Genomic DNA, 18626 nt, shown 5'->3' with positions numbered 1-18626 from the left:
TATAAAAAGGATGTCAGTTGCATGACATCCTTTTTGTTGTGGGACAAAGAGTTGTTGTTTGTTTTGAAAATTGTTATTTTTGAGAGTATTCCATATAATGAGAGGTATAGGGGCTATACAGGGGAGTTATGAATGAATAATACTTTAGTTTGTTAATTATTTTGTTTTAATAAAAAAAGTAAATTGATTTGGAGTGAAATACATTGGGACAAAATCAGTTTAGATGGAGTAACAAGCAATTACGAGAACATGTTGAAATAATAGACGGTACAAGAAGTCCACACAAATTATTAAAGAATGCAACATACTTAAATTCCTATATACGTGAATGGATGCAAGCAAATATTTGGATTTATGATGACCGTATTATATATGTAGGAGAAAAGTTGCCAGAGCAACTATATGAATGTGAAGTCATTGATTGTGATGGAAAGTATGTCGTTCCTAGTTACATAGAACCGCATGCACATCCATATCAATTATATAATCCAGAGACGTTAGCGAATCATGCGATGCAATCTGGGACAACAACTTTTATTAATGATAATTTAACTCTATTTTTCACATTAAAGCGTGAAGAATCATTTCATTTATTAGATGAATTTAAAAAGCTTCCAGTTAGTATGTATTGGTGGTGCCGTTTTGATGGACAAACTGAATTGCAAAATGGGGAATCTTTATTTAATAGGGAAGAAATGATAGAGTGGCTACAGCATGAAGCAGTTCTTCAAGGAGGAGAGCTAACAGCATGGCCAAAATTATTACATGGCGATGATGAAATGCTAACTTGGGTTCAGGAAACAAAGCGATTACAGAAAAAAGTAGAAGGACATTTCCCAGGAGCATCTGAAGCAACGTTAGTAAAATTAAAACTGTTAGGTACAGACTGTGATCATGAAGCAATGACGGGGCAAGAGGCGTTAACTCGTCTTATGCAAGGTTACACTGTTTCTCTTAGAAACTCTTCCATCCGACCAGATTTAGAAGTTTTATTAAAAGAACTATTGGAATTAGGTGTGAAGCAATTTGATAGATTCTTTTTCACAACAGATGGTTCTCATCCGTCCTTTTATGAAAACGGAATGACGAATGTAATGATTACTACTGCTATAAAGCAAGGTGTTCCAGTAATAGATGCATATCATATGGCAAGTTATAATATTGCTCGTTATTATAATATGGAGCATATACATGGTTCGATTGCGACAGGGAGAATTGCTAATATCAATATTTTAGAAAGTAAAGAAAACCCAGTGCCAGCGAGCGTTATTGCAAAGGGGAAATGGGTGAAGCGTGACGGTGTAAATACGCATGAAGCATTACATATAGACTGGGGTAAATGTAAAGTAACTCCATTATCATTAGATTGGTCCATAGAAAAAGAGGATATGATTTTCTCTAATAAAACGGGTATACACTTATTAAATAACGTTATTACAAAACCATATACTAGTAAAATCAACATAGAATGTAATGAATTGTCCACAGATCATGATGAATGTTTCCTTATGATGATTGCTCGTGATGGAAGTTGGCGAGTGAATACAGTTGTGAAAGGTTTTGCGAAAGAACTAGGTGGGCTTGCTAGCTCTTATTCTGGTACAGGTGACATCATTCTTATCGGAAAAAGAAAAGAAGATATGCTTATAGCTTTTCATAGAGTAAAAGAGCTTGGCGGGGGAATGGTAATAGCTGAGAAGAATGAAGTATTACATGAAATCGCATTACCATTGCTCGGAATTATGTCTAATTTAAAAATGAGTGAATTAATACAGGAAGAGAAACAGATGGTGAAATTACTACAAGAGCGTGGCTACGCGTATGATGATCCAGCATTTACAATTTTATTCTTTTCTGCGACGCACTTGCCTTTTATACGGGTAACGCCTATAGGGCTATATGATGTGAAAAGTGGAAAGGTAGTTGCTTCGCCGGTGAATTTGATAAAGTAATATTAGAAAGAACTCCTCCGCTACAGTAGTTATGTAAAGTGGGGGAGTTTTATATTTTAGATGTATTGTTATAAATAGGGTTACATATAAATAATCTCAAAAATAACCTTAAACGAGAACAAATAGATAAATTAGGAAAATATATTTTTAAAACATACTTGACTCATAGGAATTAATGGATTAATATGTGGATATTACTTATTTTACCACTCATTATTTTAATGCTAAAACAAATTGAATAGCTGATTGGATAACCAAAGGCACGTATACATTTCATAATTTTGAAATGTGTTCGTGCCTTTTTGTATTATTCATAGAGCAAGGAGCGGAGGAGATATGAATAAAACGATGCCAACATTAATCGAAGAAACAGATTGGTTGTTTCGTAAAATGGTCCGTAAGTTTGTAAAGGAACGTGACAAAATTAAGATTGAAGGTATTATGTTGCCGGGCATCTTAATATTAAACAAAATTATTCGAGATGGTGAGCAGCGTCTAACTGACTTAGCAGAAGAACTGGATTTTACATCAGGAGCGATTACGGCATTATGCGATAAGTTAGAAGAAAGAGGCTTGGCTATTCGGAAACGTCATCAGGAAGATAGACGAATCACTTTACTTGATATTACTGAAGATGGCCTGAAATTTATAAAGCGAAATAATAAAATAAGAACAAGTTTTATGTCTGTTTTATTCGATGGATTTTCAATAGAAGAATTACACGTGCAGGCCGAAATTTTTAAACGCTTAGCCTATAATTTAGAACACCTTTCGGATAGGATTATGAAACTAAGTAATGAGAATACAGAGGAATAACAAAGAATACTATTACTCTAGTTATTTGGGTCTGAAAATTCAAACTATTAAAAGGTGACTTATTAATAATATGAATAGGAGTGGAAAGAATGGGACATCCAACAATTTATCCAACAGGGGCAACAGTATATAATCCCGGGAAAGCTTGGAGTGGTTATACAATTTATCAAGCTGCAGATCATGGTGCGTTATTAATTGATATGAATGGAAAGGAAGTACACTTATGGAAAGGACTGCGTGGATTTCCAAATAAGTTATTACCAGGCGGATATGTTTTTGGTCATACAGCACAAAGAGATCCTGAGTACGGTTTTCAAGATGAAGTAGATTTAGTTCAAGTAGATTGGGAAGGAAACATAGTCTGGAGATTTAACCGTCTGGAACACATTGAAGACCCAGGCCATGATCCGCAGTGGATGGCTAGAGCTCATCATGATTATCAGCGTGAGGGAAATCCCGTGGGTTACTATGCACCAGAATTAGAACCGAAAACAGATGGTGGAAATACGTTAATTTTAGCACACAAAAATGTACATAATCCGAATATATCCGATAAGCCGTTATTAGATGATGTCATTATTGAGGTAGATTGGGAAGGGAATATTATATGGGAGTGGGCTGTCAGTGATCATTTTGAAGAACTTGGATTTGATGAAAGTGCTAAAAATGTACTATTCCGTAATCCTAATATTAGATCCTTTGGTGGTAATTCGGATGGAGATTGGATGCATATAAATTCTATGTCTACAATTGGTCCGAATAAGTTTTATGACCAAGGAGATGAACGTTTTCATCCTGAAAATATTATTTGGGATGCTAGGGAGTCAAATATAATTGCCATTATTGACAAGAAGACAGGAAATATAGTTTGGAAACTCGGTCCTGATTATTCTAGCCCAGATGTTAAGCATTTAGGATGGATCATTGGACAACATCATGCACATATCATTCCGAAAGGATTGCCTGGAGAAGGGAATTTACTTGTATTTGATAATGGTGGTTGGGCAGGATACGGTCTTCCAAACCCTGCATCTCCATACGGTTCCAAAAATGCTGTTCGTGATCACTCGAGGATTCTAGAAATTAATCCAGTAACTTTAGAAATTGAGTGGCAATATACGTCAACTGAAGCTGGATATCAAGCTCCTTTAGATTCGTATCGATTTTACAGTCCATATATTAGTTCTGCCCAAAGGCTACCAAACGGAAATACATTGATTACAGAAGGAGCAGATGGTCGGATTTTTGAAGTTACTCGTGAGCATGAGCTTGTATGGGAATATATTTCACCTTATAAAAATAACAGAAACTCCAATATGGTTTACCGTGCGTATCGTGTACCGTATGAGTGGGTACCTCAACTAGAAAAACCAGAGGAGAAAGAAATTACTCCTCTTGATATAGCAGCATTTAGAGTCCCGAATGCTGCAGAAGCTGGTACGGAATCTGTTGTGACAGTCGAAGGAACAATATCTTACGGCACCGGAGATTTCTGTGTAGCGACATTGGAAGAAATAAATAAAATACGAGATTAACGCTAGTAATTTAAAGTGTGGGGAGAGTCATTTCCCCCACTTATTAAAATGAACTTGATAGGTTTGTTATATGACAAAACGTTTCCATTTCTTTATTTGTAATAATTTAACGTAATATTTAGGTTAAACAAATCTTACTTCAAGCTTGAACAAATTGTTATGGAGGAATGATAAATGGTGAAATTAAAGCCTTTATTTTTAAGTTTATCAATGATTACTAGTTTAGCTGTAGCAGGGTGCTCAAACTTTTCAAAAGAAAGTGTGGGAACGACAAAAAGTAATGGGAAAGAAACGGCCACGGTGAAAATGGCTATAGATACAGCTGCGGGCGGATCTTTTCAGTTTAGAGCTGCCGAGAAACAAGGCTATTTTGAGAAAAATAGTATTAAAGCTCAACTATCGAATTTTGCTTATGGAATTGATACAGTTAATGCGGTATTAACCGAACAAGCTGATACAGGTCTTGCTGCTGATTATGCGCTTTTAAATTCGTTAGGAAAAGGGGATATGGTCGTAATTTCAACACTTACGCGAGGAAATGAAAAATCATCAAAAGACAATGAGCTTCTAGTTAGAGAGGGTATTAAAACAGAAAATGATTTAAAAGGTAAAAAGTTAGGCGTACCTAAAGGGACTGTAACGGAGTATGTTTGGGCGAAATATTTGGCAGCGAAACATATTAATGAAAAGGATATTACCTTCGTTCCATATAGTACACCAGACGAAGCTATTGTAGGAATGAAAAATGGTGATATAGATGCTGTTTGGAGTTCTGGTGCATTAAAGGATAAATTTAAAAATATAAAAGGTGTAACAAAATTAGGTGATTTAGAAAGTGCTGGTGTCACAATTGACAGCTATTTACTAGCAAAAAGATCATTCGTCGAGAAGAATCCAAAAGCCGTTGAAAATACAATTAAGGCTCTTTCTGAAGGTATAAAGTACGTAGAAAACAATAAAAAAGAAACAGCAAAACTTGCTTTTGAACAATTGAAACTACCCGAGAAAGATGCATTAAAAGATATTGAAAGACAGAACTATGTTCTTGGATTTACAAAAGAAGATGCTAAGCATCTAGAAGATATGAAAAAATGGTTAGAAGAAAAAGGGAAGCTGAAAGATAAATATGAATTGAAAGATAAGATTGATCTTGAATCACTAAAGAAAGCTTTCCCTGAATCTGTTACTTATAAATAGAATAGGAGTGAAGTATGGTGAGTACAGTAAGTGAAAAAGAAGTATTGAAATCTCCTGTGGCCATTTCTATTTCTGGGTTATCTAAATCATTTAATAACGAACAATTTGTTTTAGAAGATGTAAATTTAACAATTGGGAATGGTGAATTTTTTATATTACTTGGCCCAAGCGGATGTGGAAAATCTACGTTATTAAGTATGCTTGCTGGATTTGTTGAAAAGACATCAGGGAAACTAATAGTCAATAATGAAGAGGTAATTAAGCCTGATAGAAATCGTGGCGTCGTATTTCAACAAGCAGACGCAGCGCTTTTTCCGTGGCTAACAATTAAAGAAAATATTGAATTTGGTTTAAAAATGAAAAAAATGATAAAGCAGACCCGAAATGATATATCCTCTCACTATATAAAACTTGTTGGACTAGATGGGCATGAAGGAAAATATCCAAGAGAACTTTCTGGAGGAATGAAACAAAGAGTTCAATTAGCACGTGTGTTAGCCAATGACTCGCAATTTTTATTAATGGATGAACCATTTGGAGCACTCGATGCAATGACTAGAAGAACAATGCAAATAGAGTTAATACGAATTTGGAAAGAAACAAACAAAACGATTATTTTTGTCACTCATGATATTCAAGAAGCGCTATTACTTGGGCAAAGAATAGGGGTAATGTCTAAAGGACCTTCTTCAAAAATTGAAAAGATTTACGATATTCCACTACCGTATCCGAGAACATTTACAGATAAAGAATTTAATTACTATTATCAAATGATTCAATCACACTTTGATTGAAAGGAGGTCCAAATATGAGCGTGTTGAAAGATGAGATTGCAAGAAAAGAGACTATTTATGAAACAAATAATTTCAAGATTGGTTTACAAAAGAAGCTATTACAAAGTGGAATTATCGCTTGGATACTTATTCTTACGATATGGAGTGTTGTAGCGAATTTTTCTGATCCGCAATTTTTGCCAAGTCCGATAGCAGTTTTGTATGGAGCAATTGAACTGAGTCAAAATGGTTCCTTATTTATATATATAGGAGTTAGTTTTTTAAGAGTAATAGCTGGATGGATTTTAGGGAATCTTGTAGCCATTCCGGTAGGATTATTAATTGGCCGAATCCCATGGTTAAGAGCGCTCTTTGATCCAGTTATCAATTTTATTCGCTTTATTCCACCTCTTGCCTTTATAACATTATTTATGCTTTGGTTTGGTATTGGAGAGCAATCTAAAATTTTTCTCATTATGTATGCAACTTTCTTTATTGTGACGATTAACACAATTACCGGTGTGCAAGCTGTTGAAGAAGATAAAATTCGCTCAGCGAGAAGTATGGGAGCATCAGAATGGCAAATTATGTTCCATGTCATCATACCAGCAGCACTTCCTTATATTTATACGGGGGCAAAGCTTGCAATGGGATCCTCATTTATGGCCATTGTTGGAGCTGAAATGGTTGCAGCTAATGAAGGAATTGGTTATATGATTTGGAATGCAAGGTTATATTTCAAAACAGATTGGATTTTTGTCGGTCTTGTTATTCTTGGATTGATGGGCTTCTTGATGGATCGGATATTTAATAAATTCGGAAGTGTAGTTCTGAAAAGATATAATGTGGTGAAAAAATAAAAAAGAGCCATTTAGCTGACTAAAAAAGGTTAGATAAATGGCTCTTTTTTATGAAAAAAGTCGATGCGTTCTTACTTCTTATTATTTTTCTATTTTGGTTTCAATCCTCTTCACCAAATCAGCTGACACGTTATGAAAATACTCTAACACTATCTTTCTAATATCATCAGATATAACTTTCAAATCACCAGCTAAGTTTTCGGCAAGATGTTCTTTTTCTATCGGTTTTAACTTCGTATAAAATTCACCAGCCTGCGTAAAGTCATCTTGTTTCGTTATTGAAGTTCTTTCAATTTTACCTTCAACGTATCTTCCGTCACCGCTCGTTATTTGATTAGCAGGTGTCCAATTTTGCTGTTGGTTAATCGTTAATTTCCGAAATTCGGGACCAATTCTTCTTCTTTGGGAATCACTATAAATGTTAGCTCGCCCTTGCAACATTTTATCATCTGATAATTCAGCACCGTCAAGTAAATTAGAAGGGGAGAAAGCGACTTTTTCTACTTGTTCCATATAATTTTCAGGGTTTTTATTTAATACCATTTTGCCGACTGGTATAAGAGGATACGCTTTTTCATCCCATATTTTTGTATCATCTAAAGGATCGTAAGAAAGATGCGCTTCATCTTTCGGGTCCATGAGCTGGACATATAAACCATATTCCACTGGTTTACCGTTTGCAATTGCATCATATAAATCTTTCCCGCTATAATCAGGGTTTTCGGCAGCCAGTTTATTTGCTTCCTCGCTAGTAATGAATTGTACACCTTCAAATGGGTACCAATGATACTTTACGTACTTTCGATTACCTTCTGCATTTCTCCAAACATATGTATTTACACTATGTCCTGGAATGTGGCGAAGGCTTTTGGCTGTACCATTATCAGAGTACAAACGGACAACGAAATGTATGGATTCAGGTGCTCTAGCGACAAAGCTCCAAAATCTATTAGGGTCTATTAAGTTATTTTTAGGTGAAGGTGACAACGCTTGAATTGTTTCAGGGAAACGCATCGGATCGCGTACAGAAAAGACAGGAATGTGATTACATAATAGATCGAAAATACCTTCTTTTGTATAAAATTTTGTAGAAAAACCGCGTACATTTCTAGAAGTATCAGGTGTTCCTTTCGTACTAACAGCTAGTGAAAATCGTACCATAACAGGAACTTTCTCATTAGAATGTTGTAGAAAACTTAGTTTCGTATGTTCAGACATTGGATAGATCGTTTGAAAATAACCAAATGCACCAAATCCTTTTACATGAACAGGTCTTTCTAAAATTTTTTCGTGAATAAATTGTTGTAACGCCTCGTGAAGCACACTATCTTGCTCTAGAACAGGTCCACGTGAACCAACTGTTTGAGAGTGAAGTATAGCTTGTTCATTACGTACTCCATTGTCATTAAAGTCTCTCCCTAGTAAAGATTGCCTCTGTTTATCATAGTTTTCATCCATCAATATAGCCTCCAAATCTTTTTTGTCCATTGTTACTAAATATGATTTTATAGCGTTGATTATGTATAACACGCTAAGTTCAAACTAGTAACAGACCGCTAGATGAGAAAAACGCGTATGTAGTGGACCTGTTGAAATAGAAGAAATTATGGAAAAATGAATATCGGGAAGAACATTACTATTAAAATTTTAAACTTAAAAATGAATTTATATATGAATTTAAAGAAAATGAACAGAAATAAAACAGGGAGAATAACTAGGAGGAATGTAACATGTCGGATTGGTTTCAATTAGATAAAGAGTATATGATGTCAACGTACTGTCGTACAAAGCTTGCGATAGAAAGAGGAGAAGGGTGTAAGCTGTATGATGTGGATGGTAAAGAGTATTTAGATTTATTTTCTGGTGTAGGCGTAAATGTATTAGGATACAATCATCCGAAAATTGTGCAAACGACAATGGATCAAGTTACGAAGTCGTTGCATCTACCGTTTCATTTTTTAAACCCAGTTGCGATTGAATATGCAAAGAAATTAGTTGATTGCTCTTTAAAAAACGGAAAGGTCTTTTTTACAAACTCTGGTACGGAAGCGACAGAAACAACGTTGAAATTAATTGATAAATATAGAGCTATTATGCATGAAGAACGTGAAGGAATTGTAGTGCTGAAGAATAGTTTCCACGGGCGTACGTTAGGAGCACTTCATTTTACGAGACAAGAAAGTGTATATCAAAATTTCCCTAAAACATCGATCCCGGTATATGAAGTTGAGCGCGAGAATATAGAGCAATTAGAAGAAACAATTATTCATGAAAATCCAATTGCAATTCTGTTAGAACCTGTATTAGGAAGCGGGGGAATTTATCCATTATCGGGTGAATATTTACATGGTGTTCAAAATTTATGTGAGAAATATAATGTACTACTTATCGTTGATGAGGTTCAAAGTGGTATGGGGAGAACAGGAAAACTATTCGCTTATCAAAATTTCAATATTACACCACATATTATTCAAATTGGTAAAGGAGCAGGAGGCGGGATACCACTTGGCGGAATTATTGTAGGTGAAAAGTTATGTGATGTATTTGCACCAGGAGATCACGGCACCACATTTGCTCATTCATCAATGGGAACGGCTTTAGGTTTAACGGTATTAAATACATTACTTGACGATGGTTTAATGCAAGAAGCATATGAAACGTCACTATATTTGAATGACAAACTGCAAGACATTCAGAAAGAAAATTCTTATTATATTCAGGAAGTGCGTCATGCGGGGATGATGTTTGGAATAAGTGTGAATGACACGAATGAAAATGTGAAGAAATTACAGATTGAGTTAATGAGTAAAGGAATGTTGGTCGATGTAACACAAGGGAATATTATTCGATTACTTCCGCCGTATATTATTACGAAAGAGGAAATTGACGCATTCACTTATGAGTTTATTTCTTGTGTTCATAACATAGCTGCTACAGCAAGTATTTAAAAAAATATAAAAAAATATAAAAAGCTGAAGAAGCCGCTAAAATAGCGACTTCTTCAGCTTTTTAAAATAGTAAATTACTTAACCTAGAGAGCATCTCATTGGACAAATAATTAATTATGTGAAACAATAATAACAGATAAGGAGACGTTAATTTTCCTTAAGTGCTTCGAATTAATTTTATTCAATAAGAGAAGGTGTGCTTAAAGAAGTTAAATTAAATAAGGAGCTGTTTTATTATATGCAACAAAATAATGATTTAAATTTTGAACCTCAAGACGTTAATATTGTTAATCCTAAACAAGCCAGGAAAGCAGTAGTTGCTACTGGTATAGGGAACGCAATGGAGTGGTTTGACTTCGGATTATACGCGTATTTAGCGGTAATTTTAAGTCAATTATTCTTCTCAGGTGTTGATAATAGTGGATTGCAACTTGTACTTACATTCGGTACATTTGCAGCGGCCTTCCTCGTTCGACCAATCGGAGGTGTATTCTTTGGTAGAATAGGAGATAAGTACGGCCGAAAAATCGTGTTAAGTACTACTATTATTTTAATGGCACTTTCTACATTATTCATCGCATTACTACCAACCTATGAACAAATTGGTGTATGGGCACCAATACTACTTTTAGTTGCCCGAATGATTCAAGGCTTCTCTACAGGCGGCGAATATTCAGGAGCAATGGTTTATATCGCAGAATCTTCTCCAGATAAAAAGCGTGGTATACTCGGTAGTGGTCTTGAAATTGGAACACTCTCAGGTTACATTGCTGCATCGGTAATTGTTACCATTTTGACGTTATTGTTAACAGATGAACAAATGCTCAGCTGGGGCTGGCGTATTCCTTTCTTAATAGCTGCACCAATTGGTTTGGTCGGTTTATACTTACGCCGTCATTTAGATGAATCTCCCATCTTTGAAGAGATGGAAAAAGCACAAGAGGAATCTGAAGACAATGAACAATTTTCATTTATGGATATTATGAAATATCACAAAAAAGACTTCTTATTAAGCACAGTAATTGTCGCCTTCTTTAATATTACAAATTATATGATTCTTTCGTATATTCCTTCTTATCTAACTCAAGTACTTAAAGTCGAAGAAACAACAGGCTTACTAATTATTTCTATTACGATGGCACTTATGATTCCACTAGCACTATATTTCGGTAAATTAAGTGATAAAATTGGTAATAAACGCGTCGTGCAAATTGGTTTACTTGGTTTAACTGTATTTGCAATCCCTGCATTTTTACTAATAGGTAACGGGCATATTGCAGCTATATTTGCAGGTATTTTCGTATTAGGTTTCTTCCTAAGTGTATATGAAGGAACATTACCTTCATTATTACCATCACTCTTTTTCACTGATGTACGTTATCGAGCACTTTCGATCTCATTTAATATTTCTGTATCGATATTTGGTGGTACAACACCACTTGTATGTTCATACTTAGTTCATGCAACCGGTAACCCGCTTGCACCGGCATTTTATTTAACAGGTGTAAGTATTATTGGATTAGTTGTATTTAGTGTACTATTCGTTACAACATCAGGACGTGCGCTAAAAGGTTCATATCCTACAGTAGAATCGAAAAAAGAAGCACACCAAATTGCTAAAGAAGATCCTGAAGAAACACTTTGGTGGCATGAAGAGTCATTAGAGATTGAAGCAGGGAAAAACGCCTCAATTTAAAAAGTAACGTAGAAGTATAAAAAGACTCCTATGAAAATAGGAGTCTTTTTGTTGTGTTATTTCTTTCTTTTCTTTAAACTTTTCTGATATGCATAGAGTTTATGGATTTCTTCCTTAAATTCATACAAAAGTACGGTGTTTTCCCCATTTGAATAACGCACTGTATTATAAGCATTACTAATAATATGACTCTGAATATTTACATCTTCTTCACTATTTATTCTATCTAACCATGCCTCAATAGTTTCTCCTCGATTTCTATTTAAAGGGGGAGTTAACTTACTTTCAAGCTTAAAAATCTCTTTTCGAATTTCGTTATGTGGCGGTTTGTTTCGTTTCAAACGTTTTTGGCTCATTCCTTCTTTATCAGTGATGATAGTAGATTCAAAGACAGGTATATTTGGTAAACTGAATTGTTTTCGTTTTTTTATTATTTTCCAAACGACATAAATAGCAATGGCTACACAGGCTATTATGGTAATGCTATTTATAAGAGTTGGATCAAAATCAGGAGGTGTTTTTCCATCTTCAATTTGTGGTTTTAAGAGATGACCTTTACTCGCCCAAACTCCTTCAGTATCTTTTAATTCAGCTGCTATGAGAAACGGATTTATAATATAACCGACCCCTAATGCGACTATTTCTATGATAAAACTAAAAATGACTCGAATAAAAGGAAATACTTGAACAATTAATATACTCATTACACCAATCGTAATAATAGAAGCGAAACGTAATAACTGTTGATTCCGATTTGCCCCGGTTAACCAAAATGTAATCATAATGTGTATAACTAATAGTAACAGTTTCCCGAGCGTTGGAAAGGGAGCATAAAATATAGCCGAAACACCAAACCAAACAATACCGCCTAACGATTTTTGAACTTGGTAGCCAGGTCCGACTACATGTACGATAAAGAAGAAAAGTGGTAACATAATTGTGCCAAATAGAGAGAAAGGGAGAAAGATAGAACAACCGATTATTTGAGTTATTAACAGTATGACAAATCCTAGCGTTCTTTTTTCCATGAATTTATGAATAAGAAATACTCCAATATAGCCAGTTGTTAAAAATATAGCAATAGCAACAAGTTCGTCCCTTTCTGTTAATAACGAAAGGAGGAGCAGCAGAATAAAGTCATTAACGTGATAGAGCCAAATTTTCAAGCTTTTCCACCATCCCTTCGTTATTTATGAGAAACGTAGGTTGCGATAGAAGAGAGAGGTCATTCTTCTGCAAGCCAATGTAAATCATCGTAGACGATCGTTCTCCTTTTCTATTTGTATAATGGAGAAATCCTTGTTTCGGAATTAATGTGCTATCGTCTGAAATACGTGCCAATTCCTCTAAAGCTTTTGCGTAATGTGTTTGCCCTTCATTTAATGGTAAGTGCAGAGGACCACCTTCAGCTAATATACTAATAAATAATTCAAACGGTATTTGATGCTTCGTAGCATATTGACAAATGTATGTTGCAAATGAAATAAGATCTTCTATATTATCTTTCCAACCAAACCCGCGATCAGCAGCTAAAGAAAGACAGATTGTCCAACTATAATTTTTTACAGGTTCATATTGCTTCGCCTGTAATTCCTGCATTTTAGCAGATGCTTTCCAATGAATAGAACGGAAAGACTCACGTTCATATCGTTTCACACCAATAATAGATGTTTCATCATTGTAAAAAGAAAAATTCGTTCGATAAGATCCATTTAAAAGTTGCTGAAGTTCTTGCAAACCTGCTACTTCTTTAGGAGAAGGGTACACAATAATTTCAGTTCTTAATTTATCAAATACAGGTAAATGTACAGATAATAAATGAAAAGGATCTTTCAAAACACATTCGAACTGTTCAATTTGAAACACGCCACGCTTCGTTGCAGTTAATGATAAATCCCATTTTTGCGCTGAATGAGCAGGTTGTGAAAATGGGAAAGAGAATAGTGTTTTTGATATTTGTTCAATTCCTTGATCTTTATTCGGTAGTAGGGACGGGTCTAAATGAAAATAACAAACACCGTTAACGAGTGGTATGTTTGCTCCATTTTTTAAATGAATAAAAAACTGTCCAGATTCATTAGGAAATAAACGAGTTGTTTGTTTCTCGTTTAGCACTTGAAACTGTTTCTCTATATATGCGACATATTTATAAATGAAAATCGCAAATAAATAGTAGAAGAAAAAGAAAAACATAATGATTCGTTGCGGCATAAAAAATGTAAATAGTATCGCGCCTGGAACAGATAGTTGAATAATATGAAGTTGAAAAAATAAAGGTACAGTTACAACGCGCTGTCCATTCATGTTTGCTCAATCTCCACTGGTACGTCAACCTCTTTTAAAATCTTTTGCATCATTTCATTTTTTGTCGTACGTAATGCACCTTCCATTGATAAGACGATACGGTGATTCCAAACAGAAGGAACTAACAATTGTATATCTTCTGGTGTGCAATATTCTCTCCCACGTAAAAAGGCTAAAGCTTGAACTGCACGTACTAAAGCAAGTGTGGCACGCGGACTTACACCGTTAGCGATATAATCATGATTTCTTGTAGCATGAGCAAGTTTAATAATGTAATGTTCTAACGGTTCTGATACGAAAATCTCTTTTACTCGTTTCTGTGCCTCTAAAATATCATCTAAAGTAATAACAGATGTGACACTTTCTAGTGGTGCATCGTTACGAAAACGTCGCATCATTTGTAGTTCATCTTCAGAATTCGGATAACCTATAGAAATTGTCATTAAAAAGCGATCAAGCTGTGCATCTGGAAGAGGGAACGTTCCTTGTGATTCAATTGGATTTTGCGTCGCAATAACAAAGAACGGTTTTGGAAGAGGAGTTGACTGCTTTTCAAGCGTCACTTGTCGTTCTTCCATCGCTTCTAATAAACTAGACTGTGTTCTCGGCATTGCACGGTTAATTTCATCTGCGAGTAGAATGTTTGCCACGACTGGTCCGAGTCTTAACTCGAATTCGCTCGTTTTCGGATTGAAATATTCAATACCTGTCACATCACTCGGAAGTACATCCGGTGTAAATTGAACGCGAGAAAAATTACCACCAATACTTTTTGAAAGTGTTTTCGCAAGTAACGTTTTCCCAGTACCAGGTACATCCTCAAGAAGTACATGACCGTCAGCAAGCAAGGAAACAATTAATAGATCTATAACATTTTCTTTACCTACAAAAACTGATTCTATATTTTCCTTCAATTTATTTATCATATGTATCATTCCTTTCAAAATATAAACGGATATTTCTATATTTTAACAAATTATTCAGAAAATTTATATGATTTTTCAATTCAAAGAAATAAATATTCAATTATTAAATTATACTCTTGCATATTTTGGAGTGTGAATATATAATATCGGTATACGATGTATCGCGAGTCGATATATCATGAGACGATGTATCGGAGGTGGTTATAATGAATACAAAAGCGAGAAAATATATTCCGTTAACTGAGGCGACATATTACATACTGTTATCACTAGTGAAACCAATGCACGGTTATGGAATTATGCAAATGGTAGAAGAGATGACAAATGGAGAAGTAAAGCTCGGTCCTGGAACTTTATACGGGAATACGACGAAGTTATTAAAAGAGAAATTAATTGTTGAAGTTGCCTCAACAGATAGAAAGAAGTGCTATGAGTTAACTCCACTTGGTAAAGAAGTGTTAGAGCTAGAGTATAACAGGTTGCAGAGATCTGTAAGGAATGGGAATAGTATATTAGGGGAGTGAATGGAAGATGGAGACAAAAAGGGTATTCAAGTTTTATGCGGGATGGAGTTTAGAAAAAGAGGAAGCCTTTTTAAGAAAAATGCATCAACAAGGCTGGGCACTACAAAAGTATAATGTAATGTATACGTTTAAGAAAACGGAGCCGAAAGATGTAATATATAAAGCTGATTTTAGATTGGATTACAAAGATTCAAAAGAAAAACAAAAAGAGTATATTGAAATATATGAAATGTGCGGGTGGAAACATGTAACGAGTTTTGCGAAATGGAATTATTTTTGTAAAGAAGTAGAAGAGGAGAATGAGTTACCTGATATATATTCAGATAAGGAAACGAGGATACAAAAGCTCACTGAGTTATTACAGGTCTTTGCATTTATGTTCGTAACGTTAATGCCGGCACTTTACTTAAGTTTTTTGGGGATATCAGAATCTGGGTTATATAAAGGTATGGTAGGGTTTTTTGCTTTCGTATATTTATATATACTTGTTAATTTATATTGGAAGATAAATAAATTGAAAAAGGAAATGTTGTAACAAATAAATATATTCGGGATCATCTTATTTAATTTCTATATATGTCTATTTTGTTCAGTTTTTATTACATAATAAAAGATTGTATATTTAAGGAGTAAAATTAATAACCAGAACAATACCCGAAAAGTAATAAGTAAAGAAATACGATTCATATAATGAACTACCAATTAATATTATTTTATTTGATTTTTGATGTTTGATGTTTAAAATAGTGATAAGGTAAAAGAAAGCGAGCAGTAGCAAAAATAAAAGGTGGCTAAGGCGGTGTGGGGTGTAACTTATAATAAGGAAGAAACACGTTTTTTATTAAAGTATAAAACGAAAAAATCCCTTATAGAAAAATCTATTTCTACAAGGGATAATCATGTTTTTATTAGAAAGACTGATTTTGAGCAGGTTTAATAAATTGTTCAGGATTTTCAACAAGCCCACATACAGCGCATTGGACTCTGTAAGTAGGTCCTTGATAGGCCATATGAAAAGCGTTCATCGTTTCATTTGTATATTCTTCTTCTACTTGACCAGTTTGTGGATTTAACTTAACGGGTTTTACTTGTTGCTCAAGAATATTAAAGCGGGTACGGTTCGTTTTACAGCTTGGACATAGCATTGGTTCCATATGTATACACCTCCATTTGTAGCATTTCTTAAATTCTTTAATTTTATGCAAATAAAAAAACTTTCTCAATATAAATAGGTATTTAATGTATTTAAAATTCAGAAAAAATAAAATATAATAAGAGTACGAACTGGTTATGTCCAAACCAAATCTCCTGTTTTATGCCAATAAGCTGGGGGGCCGAGAAATCGGCCTCATTTTTTTATGCTCGCTACTATAGGAAACAAGGTTTTTATGAGACTTTTGTCGAAATTTTAGGGATGGATATAAAGGGGGAAGTAAAATGAATTTAAAAATGAAGTACATCATTTTATATGTAGAAAAGTTTGAGGAATGTTTAAAATTCTATAAAGATATTTTACAGTTGCCTATAAAAGCAGAGCACGGTACATATATTGAATTTAATACGGGATCTACAATATTAGCAATGAATACGCGGCAAGACGTGAAAGAATTAACAGGATTACCACTTACAGAAGGCGAGTTACAATCTTCTCATTTTGAATTAGGATTCGTTGTTGAAAATGTAGAAAAAACAATTGAGCAATTTAGAGAACAAGGTATTACGATTTTAGTTGAACCAATTGTAAAGCCGTGGGGACAAACAATTGCATATATTGCCGATCCAGATGGAAATTATATTGAAATTTGCAGTTCATTAGAATAGAAGGAGAAAAAGAGATGGGGTTTCCGAAACTAGAAACAGAACGTTTACAATTAAGAGAATTAACACTGTTAGATGCAGAAACGATGTTCCGTTATTTTTCAAAAGAATCTGTTATACGTTATTTCGGAATGGATTCTTTCGAAAATATTGAGCAAGCGAAAACAACGATTCAAACGTTTAAAAATCGTTATGAAGAGGGAAATGTATTTCGCTGGGGAATAGAGAAAAAGGGGACGGGCCAATTAATCGGAACGTGCGGTTTTCATTTAATAAACAATCATCATAAGCGAGCAGAAATTGGTTATGAATTAGATGATACATATTGGGGACAGGGGTATGCATCCGAAGCATTACAAGCAATTTTAGCTTATGGGTTTGAAACGTTGCAACTTATAAGAATTGCTGCTGTTGTATATGTAGAAAATAAAGCTTCTCAAAAATTATTAAATAAAGCAGGATTTCAAGAAGAAGGATTACTTCGAAAACATATGATTCAAAATGGAGTTGCGCATGATACGATTTTATATTCTTTATTAAAAGAAGAGTGGAAGAAATAATGAGTACGAGTGAATTGATAAATGTTATGAAGAAGCATAAAGAAAATAGGTTCATTTTAGGTATAGATGGTTTAAGTCGTTCAGGAAAAACAACATTTGTTGCAAATTTAAAGGAAAATATGAAACAGGAAAGCATTCCGTTTCATATTTTTCATATTGATGATTATATAGTGGAGCGTAATAAACGCTATGATACCGGATTTGAAGAATGGTATGAGTATTATTATTTACAATGGGATATTGAGTGGCTTCGGCAGAAATTTTTTCGAAAGTTACAAAATGAAACAAAACTAAAATTACCGTTCTATAATGATAAGACAGACTCATGCGAAATGAAAAAAGTACAGATCCCCATAGTAGGTGTCATAGTAATTGAAGGTGTTTTTCTACAGCGAAAAGAATGGAGAGATTTCTTTCATTATATGGTGTACTTGGATTGTCCAAGAGAGACACGTTTTCTTCGGGAGAGTCCGGAAACGCAGAAGAACCTTTCAAAGTTTAAGAATAGGTATTGGAAAGCAGAGGATTATTACTTAGAAACGGAATTGCCGAAGGATTGGGCGGATTTAGTTATAAATTAATTTGAAGAAAACCTCAACTTTTTGTTTGAAAAGTTGAGGTTTCTCTATGTAATAGCAGATTAATTATTTCAATTAATGAGAAGGAGAATATTATTATAATTTGAATTATATATTTATAGATAAATCTATAGATGAA

At 34.3% G+C, this 18626-nt stretch carries 18 protein-coding genes; 13 read left to right on the top strand and 5 right to left on the bottom strand.

Features of this window, described 5'->3' with window-relative positions; all coding sequences use genetic code 11:
- Positions 1-203 precede the first annotated feature (203 nt).
- The 6 genes from NLJ82_RS14195 (at position 204) to NLJ82_RS14170 (ending at position 7133) form a co-directional block, all read left to right on the top strand.
- On the top strand, positions 204-1952 hold the full coding sequence (locus NLJ82_RS14195) for an adenine deaminase C-terminal domain-containing protein (protein WP_000531412.1): 1749 nt from the start codon (positions 204-206) through the stop codon (positions 1950-1952).
- Positions 1953-2288: 336 nt separating this feature from the next.
- Complete coding sequence (locus NLJ82_RS14190) at positions 2289-2768, top strand: MarR family winged helix-turn-helix transcriptional regulator (protein ID WP_001044427.1); 480 nt, start codon at positions 2289-2291, stop codon at positions 2766-2768.
- An 89-nt stretch (positions 2769-2857) separates the two neighbouring features.
- Positions 2858-4303: an aryl-sulfate sulfotransferase gene (locus NLJ82_RS14185; RefSeq protein WP_000509955.1), complete on the top strand. Its 1446-nt coding sequence runs from the start codon at positions 2858-2860 to the stop codon at positions 4301-4303.
- A 174-nt stretch (positions 4304-4477) separates the two neighbouring features.
- Positions 4478-5500, top strand: coding sequence for an ABC transporter substrate-binding protein (locus NLJ82_RS14180; protein WP_000239835.1), 1023 nt, complete (start codon positions 4478-4480; stop codon positions 5498-5500).
- Positions 5501-5514: 14 nt separating this feature from the next.
- Positions 5515-6294, top strand: a complete 780-nt coding sequence (locus NLJ82_RS14175; RefSeq protein ID WP_000255349.1) for an ABC transporter ATP-binding protein — start codon at positions 5515-5517, stop codon at positions 6292-6294.
- A gap of 14 nt (positions 6295-6308) precedes the next feature.
- Positions 6309-7133, top strand: coding sequence for an ABC transporter permease (locus NLJ82_RS14170; RefSeq protein WP_000114664.1), 825 nt, complete (start codon positions 6309-6311; stop codon positions 7131-7133).
- Positions 7134-7214: 81 nt separating this feature from the next.
- Here NLJ82_RS14170 and NLJ82_RS14165 read toward each other — a convergent pair whose 3' ends face one another.
- Positions 7215-8591, bottom strand: coding sequence for a catalase (locus NLJ82_RS14165; protein WP_000344202.1), 1377 nt, complete (start codon positions 8589-8591; stop codon positions 7215-7217).
- Between the two features lie 272 nt (positions 8592-8863).
- Here NLJ82_RS14165 and NLJ82_RS14160 point away from each other — a divergent pair, with 272 nt between their 5' ends.
- Both NLJ82_RS14160 and NLJ82_RS14155 read left to right on the top strand, forming a co-directional pair.
- Positions 8864-10081, top strand: a complete 1218-nt coding sequence (locus NLJ82_RS14160; RefSeq protein ID WP_001286496.1) for an aspartate aminotransferase family protein — start codon at positions 8864-8866, stop codon at positions 10079-10081.
- Between the two features lie 238 nt (positions 10082-10319).
- Positions 10320-11777 (top strand): MFS transporter, encoded by a 1458-nt coding sequence (locus NLJ82_RS14155; RefSeq protein ID WP_001186942.1) that lies wholly within the window; start codon positions 10320-10322, stop codon positions 11775-11777.
- 56 nt (positions 11778-11833) lie between these two features.
- Here the strand turns inward: NLJ82_RS14155 and NLJ82_RS14150 are convergent, their stop codons facing one another.
- Genes NLJ82_RS14150 through NLJ82_RS14140 form a run of 3 tightly spaced genes read right to left on the bottom strand, consistent with a single transcriptional unit; the run spans position 11834 to position 15007 of the window.
- The gene (locus tag NLJ82_RS14150; protein ID WP_000708194.1) at positions 11834-12943 is read right to left on the bottom strand and encodes a DUF4018 domain-containing protein; all 1110 of its coding nucleotides are present in this window, start codon (positions 12941-12943) and stop codon (positions 11834-11836) included.
- Positions 12918-14081 (bottom strand): DUF58 domain-containing protein, encoded by a 1164-nt coding sequence (locus tag NLJ82_RS14145; RefSeq protein ID WP_001014372.1) that lies wholly within the window; start codon positions 14079-14081, stop codon positions 12918-12920. The genes NLJ82_RS14150 and NLJ82_RS14145 overlap by 26 nt, the downstream gene beginning before the upstream one ends.
- The gene (locus NLJ82_RS14140; protein WP_000608757.1) at positions 14078-15007 is read right to left on the bottom strand and encodes an AAA family ATPase; all 930 of its coding nucleotides are present in this window, start codon (positions 15005-15007) and stop codon (positions 14078-14080) included. The genes NLJ82_RS14145 and NLJ82_RS14140 overlap by 4 nt, the downstream gene beginning before the upstream one ends.
- A 206-nt stretch (positions 15008-15213) precedes the next feature.
- Here NLJ82_RS14140 and NLJ82_RS14135 point away from each other — a divergent pair, with 206 nt between their 5' ends.
- Both NLJ82_RS14135 and NLJ82_RS14130 read left to right on the top strand, forming a co-directional pair.
- Positions 15214-15531, top strand: a complete 318-nt coding sequence (locus tag NLJ82_RS14135; protein WP_001092642.1) for a PadR family transcriptional regulator — start codon at positions 15214-15216, stop codon at positions 15529-15531.
- Between the two features lie 7 nt (positions 15532-15538).
- A complete protein-coding gene (locus NLJ82_RS14130) occupies positions 15539-16066 on the top strand; it encodes a DUF2812 domain-containing protein (RefSeq protein ID WP_000448688.1) in 528 nt (175 codons plus the stop codon).
- A 373-nt stretch (positions 16067-16439) separates the two neighbouring features.
- On the opposite strand, the gene NLJ82_RS14125 is transcribed toward NLJ82_RS14130, so the two are convergent.
- Positions 16440-16685, bottom strand: a complete 246-nt coding sequence (locus NLJ82_RS14125; protein WP_000433609.1) for a hypothetical protein — start codon at positions 16683-16685, stop codon at positions 16440-16442.
- A 283-nt stretch (positions 16686-16968) separates the two neighbouring features.
- On the opposite strand from NLJ82_RS14125, the gene NLJ82_RS14120 reads away from it, so the two are divergent.
- From NLJ82_RS14120 to NLJ82_RS14110, 3 genes are read left to right on the top strand one after another with little or no spacing between them, the layout of a single operon-like run.
- Positions 16969-17352 carry a VOC family protein gene (locus tag NLJ82_RS14120; RefSeq protein WP_001049848.1) on the top strand — a complete coding sequence of 128 codons (384 nt, stop codon included), beginning with the start codon at positions 16969-16971 and terminating at the stop codon, positions 17350-17352.
- Positions 17353-17366: 14 nt separating this feature from the next.
- Positions 17367-17909 (top strand): GNAT family N-acetyltransferase, encoded by a 543-nt coding sequence (locus NLJ82_RS14115; RefSeq protein WP_000506662.1) that lies wholly within the window; start codon positions 17367-17369, stop codon positions 17907-17909.
- Positions 17909-18490: a kinase gene (locus NLJ82_RS14110; protein ID WP_000107744.1), complete on the top strand. Its 582-nt coding sequence runs from the start codon at positions 17909-17911 to the stop codon at positions 18488-18490. The genes NLJ82_RS14115 and NLJ82_RS14110 overlap by 1 nt, the downstream gene beginning before the upstream one ends.
- The last annotated feature ends 136 nt before the right edge of the window (positions 18491-18626 follow it).

The organism is Bacillus paranthracis (genome assembly GCF_024296885.1).
Classification (GTDB): domain Bacteria; phylum Bacillota; class Bacilli; order Bacillales; family Bacillaceae_G; genus Bacillus_A; species Bacillus_A paranthracis.
The sequence above is the reverse complement of the archived record's forward strand: the minus strand, read 5'-3'. Positions and strand labels throughout refer to the sequence as shown.

Bases quoted from the DNA above. Each gene is read 5' to 3' on its own strand.
- NLJ82_RS14155 (WP_001186942.1), top strand. From the start codon at position 10,320: ATGCAACAAAATAATGATTTAAATTTTGAACCTCAAGACGTTAATATT.
- NLJ82_RS14165 (WP_000344202.1), bottom strand. From the start codon at position 8,591: ATGGATGAAAACTATGATAAACAGAGGCAATCTTTACTAGGGAGAGAC.
- NLJ82_RS14115 (WP_000506662.1), top strand. From the start codon at position 17,367: ATGGGGTTTCCGAAACTAGAAACAGAACGTTTACAATTAAGAGAATTA.
- NLJ82_RS14160 (WP_001286496.1), top strand. From the start codon at position 8,864: ATGTCGGATTGGTTTCAATTAGATAAAGAGTATATGATGTCAACGTAC.
- NLJ82_RS14130 (WP_000448688.1), top strand. From the start codon at position 15,539: ATGGAGACAAAAAGGGTATTCAAGTTTTATGCGGGATGGAGTTTAGAA.
- NLJ82_RS14135 (WP_001092642.1), top strand. From the start codon at position 15,214: ATGAATACAAAAGCGAGAAAATATATTCCGTTAACTGAGGCGACATAT.
- NLJ82_RS14110 (WP_000107744.1), top strand. From the start codon at position 17,909: ATGAGTACGAGTGAATTGATAAATGTTATGAAGAAGCATAAAGAAAAT.
- NLJ82_RS14120 (WP_001049848.1), top strand. From the start codon at position 16,969: ATGAATTTAAAAATGAAGTACATCATTTTATATGTAGAAAAGTTTGAG.
- NLJ82_RS14145 (WP_001014372.1), bottom strand. From the start codon at position 14,081: ATGAATGGACAGCGCGTTGTAACTGTACCTTTATTTTTTCAACTTCAT.
- NLJ82_RS14180 (WP_000239835.1), top strand. From the start codon at position 4,478: ATGGTGAAATTAAAGCCTTTATTTTTAAGTTTATCAATGATTACTAGT.
- NLJ82_RS14125 (WP_000433609.1), bottom strand. From the start codon at position 16,685: ATGGAACCAATGCTATGTCCAAGCTGTAAAACGAACCGTACCCGCTTT.
- NLJ82_RS14140 (WP_000608757.1), bottom strand. From the start codon at position 15,007: ATGATAAATAAATTGAAGGAAAATATAGAATCAGTTTTTGTAGGTAAA.
- NLJ82_RS14185 (WP_000509955.1), top strand. From the start codon at position 2,858: ATGGGACATCCAACAATTTATCCAACAGGGGCAACAGTATATAATCCC.
- NLJ82_RS14190 (WP_001044427.1), top strand. From the start codon at position 2,289: ATGAATAAAACGATGCCAACATTAATCGAAGAAACAGATTGGTTGTTT.
- NLJ82_RS14175 (WP_000255349.1), top strand. From the start codon at position 5,515: ATGGTGAGTACAGTAAGTGAAAAAGAAGTATTGAAATCTCCTGTGGCC.
- NLJ82_RS14170 (WP_000114664.1), top strand. From the start codon at position 6,309: ATGAGCGTGTTGAAAGATGAGATTGCAAGAAAAGAGACTATTTATGAA.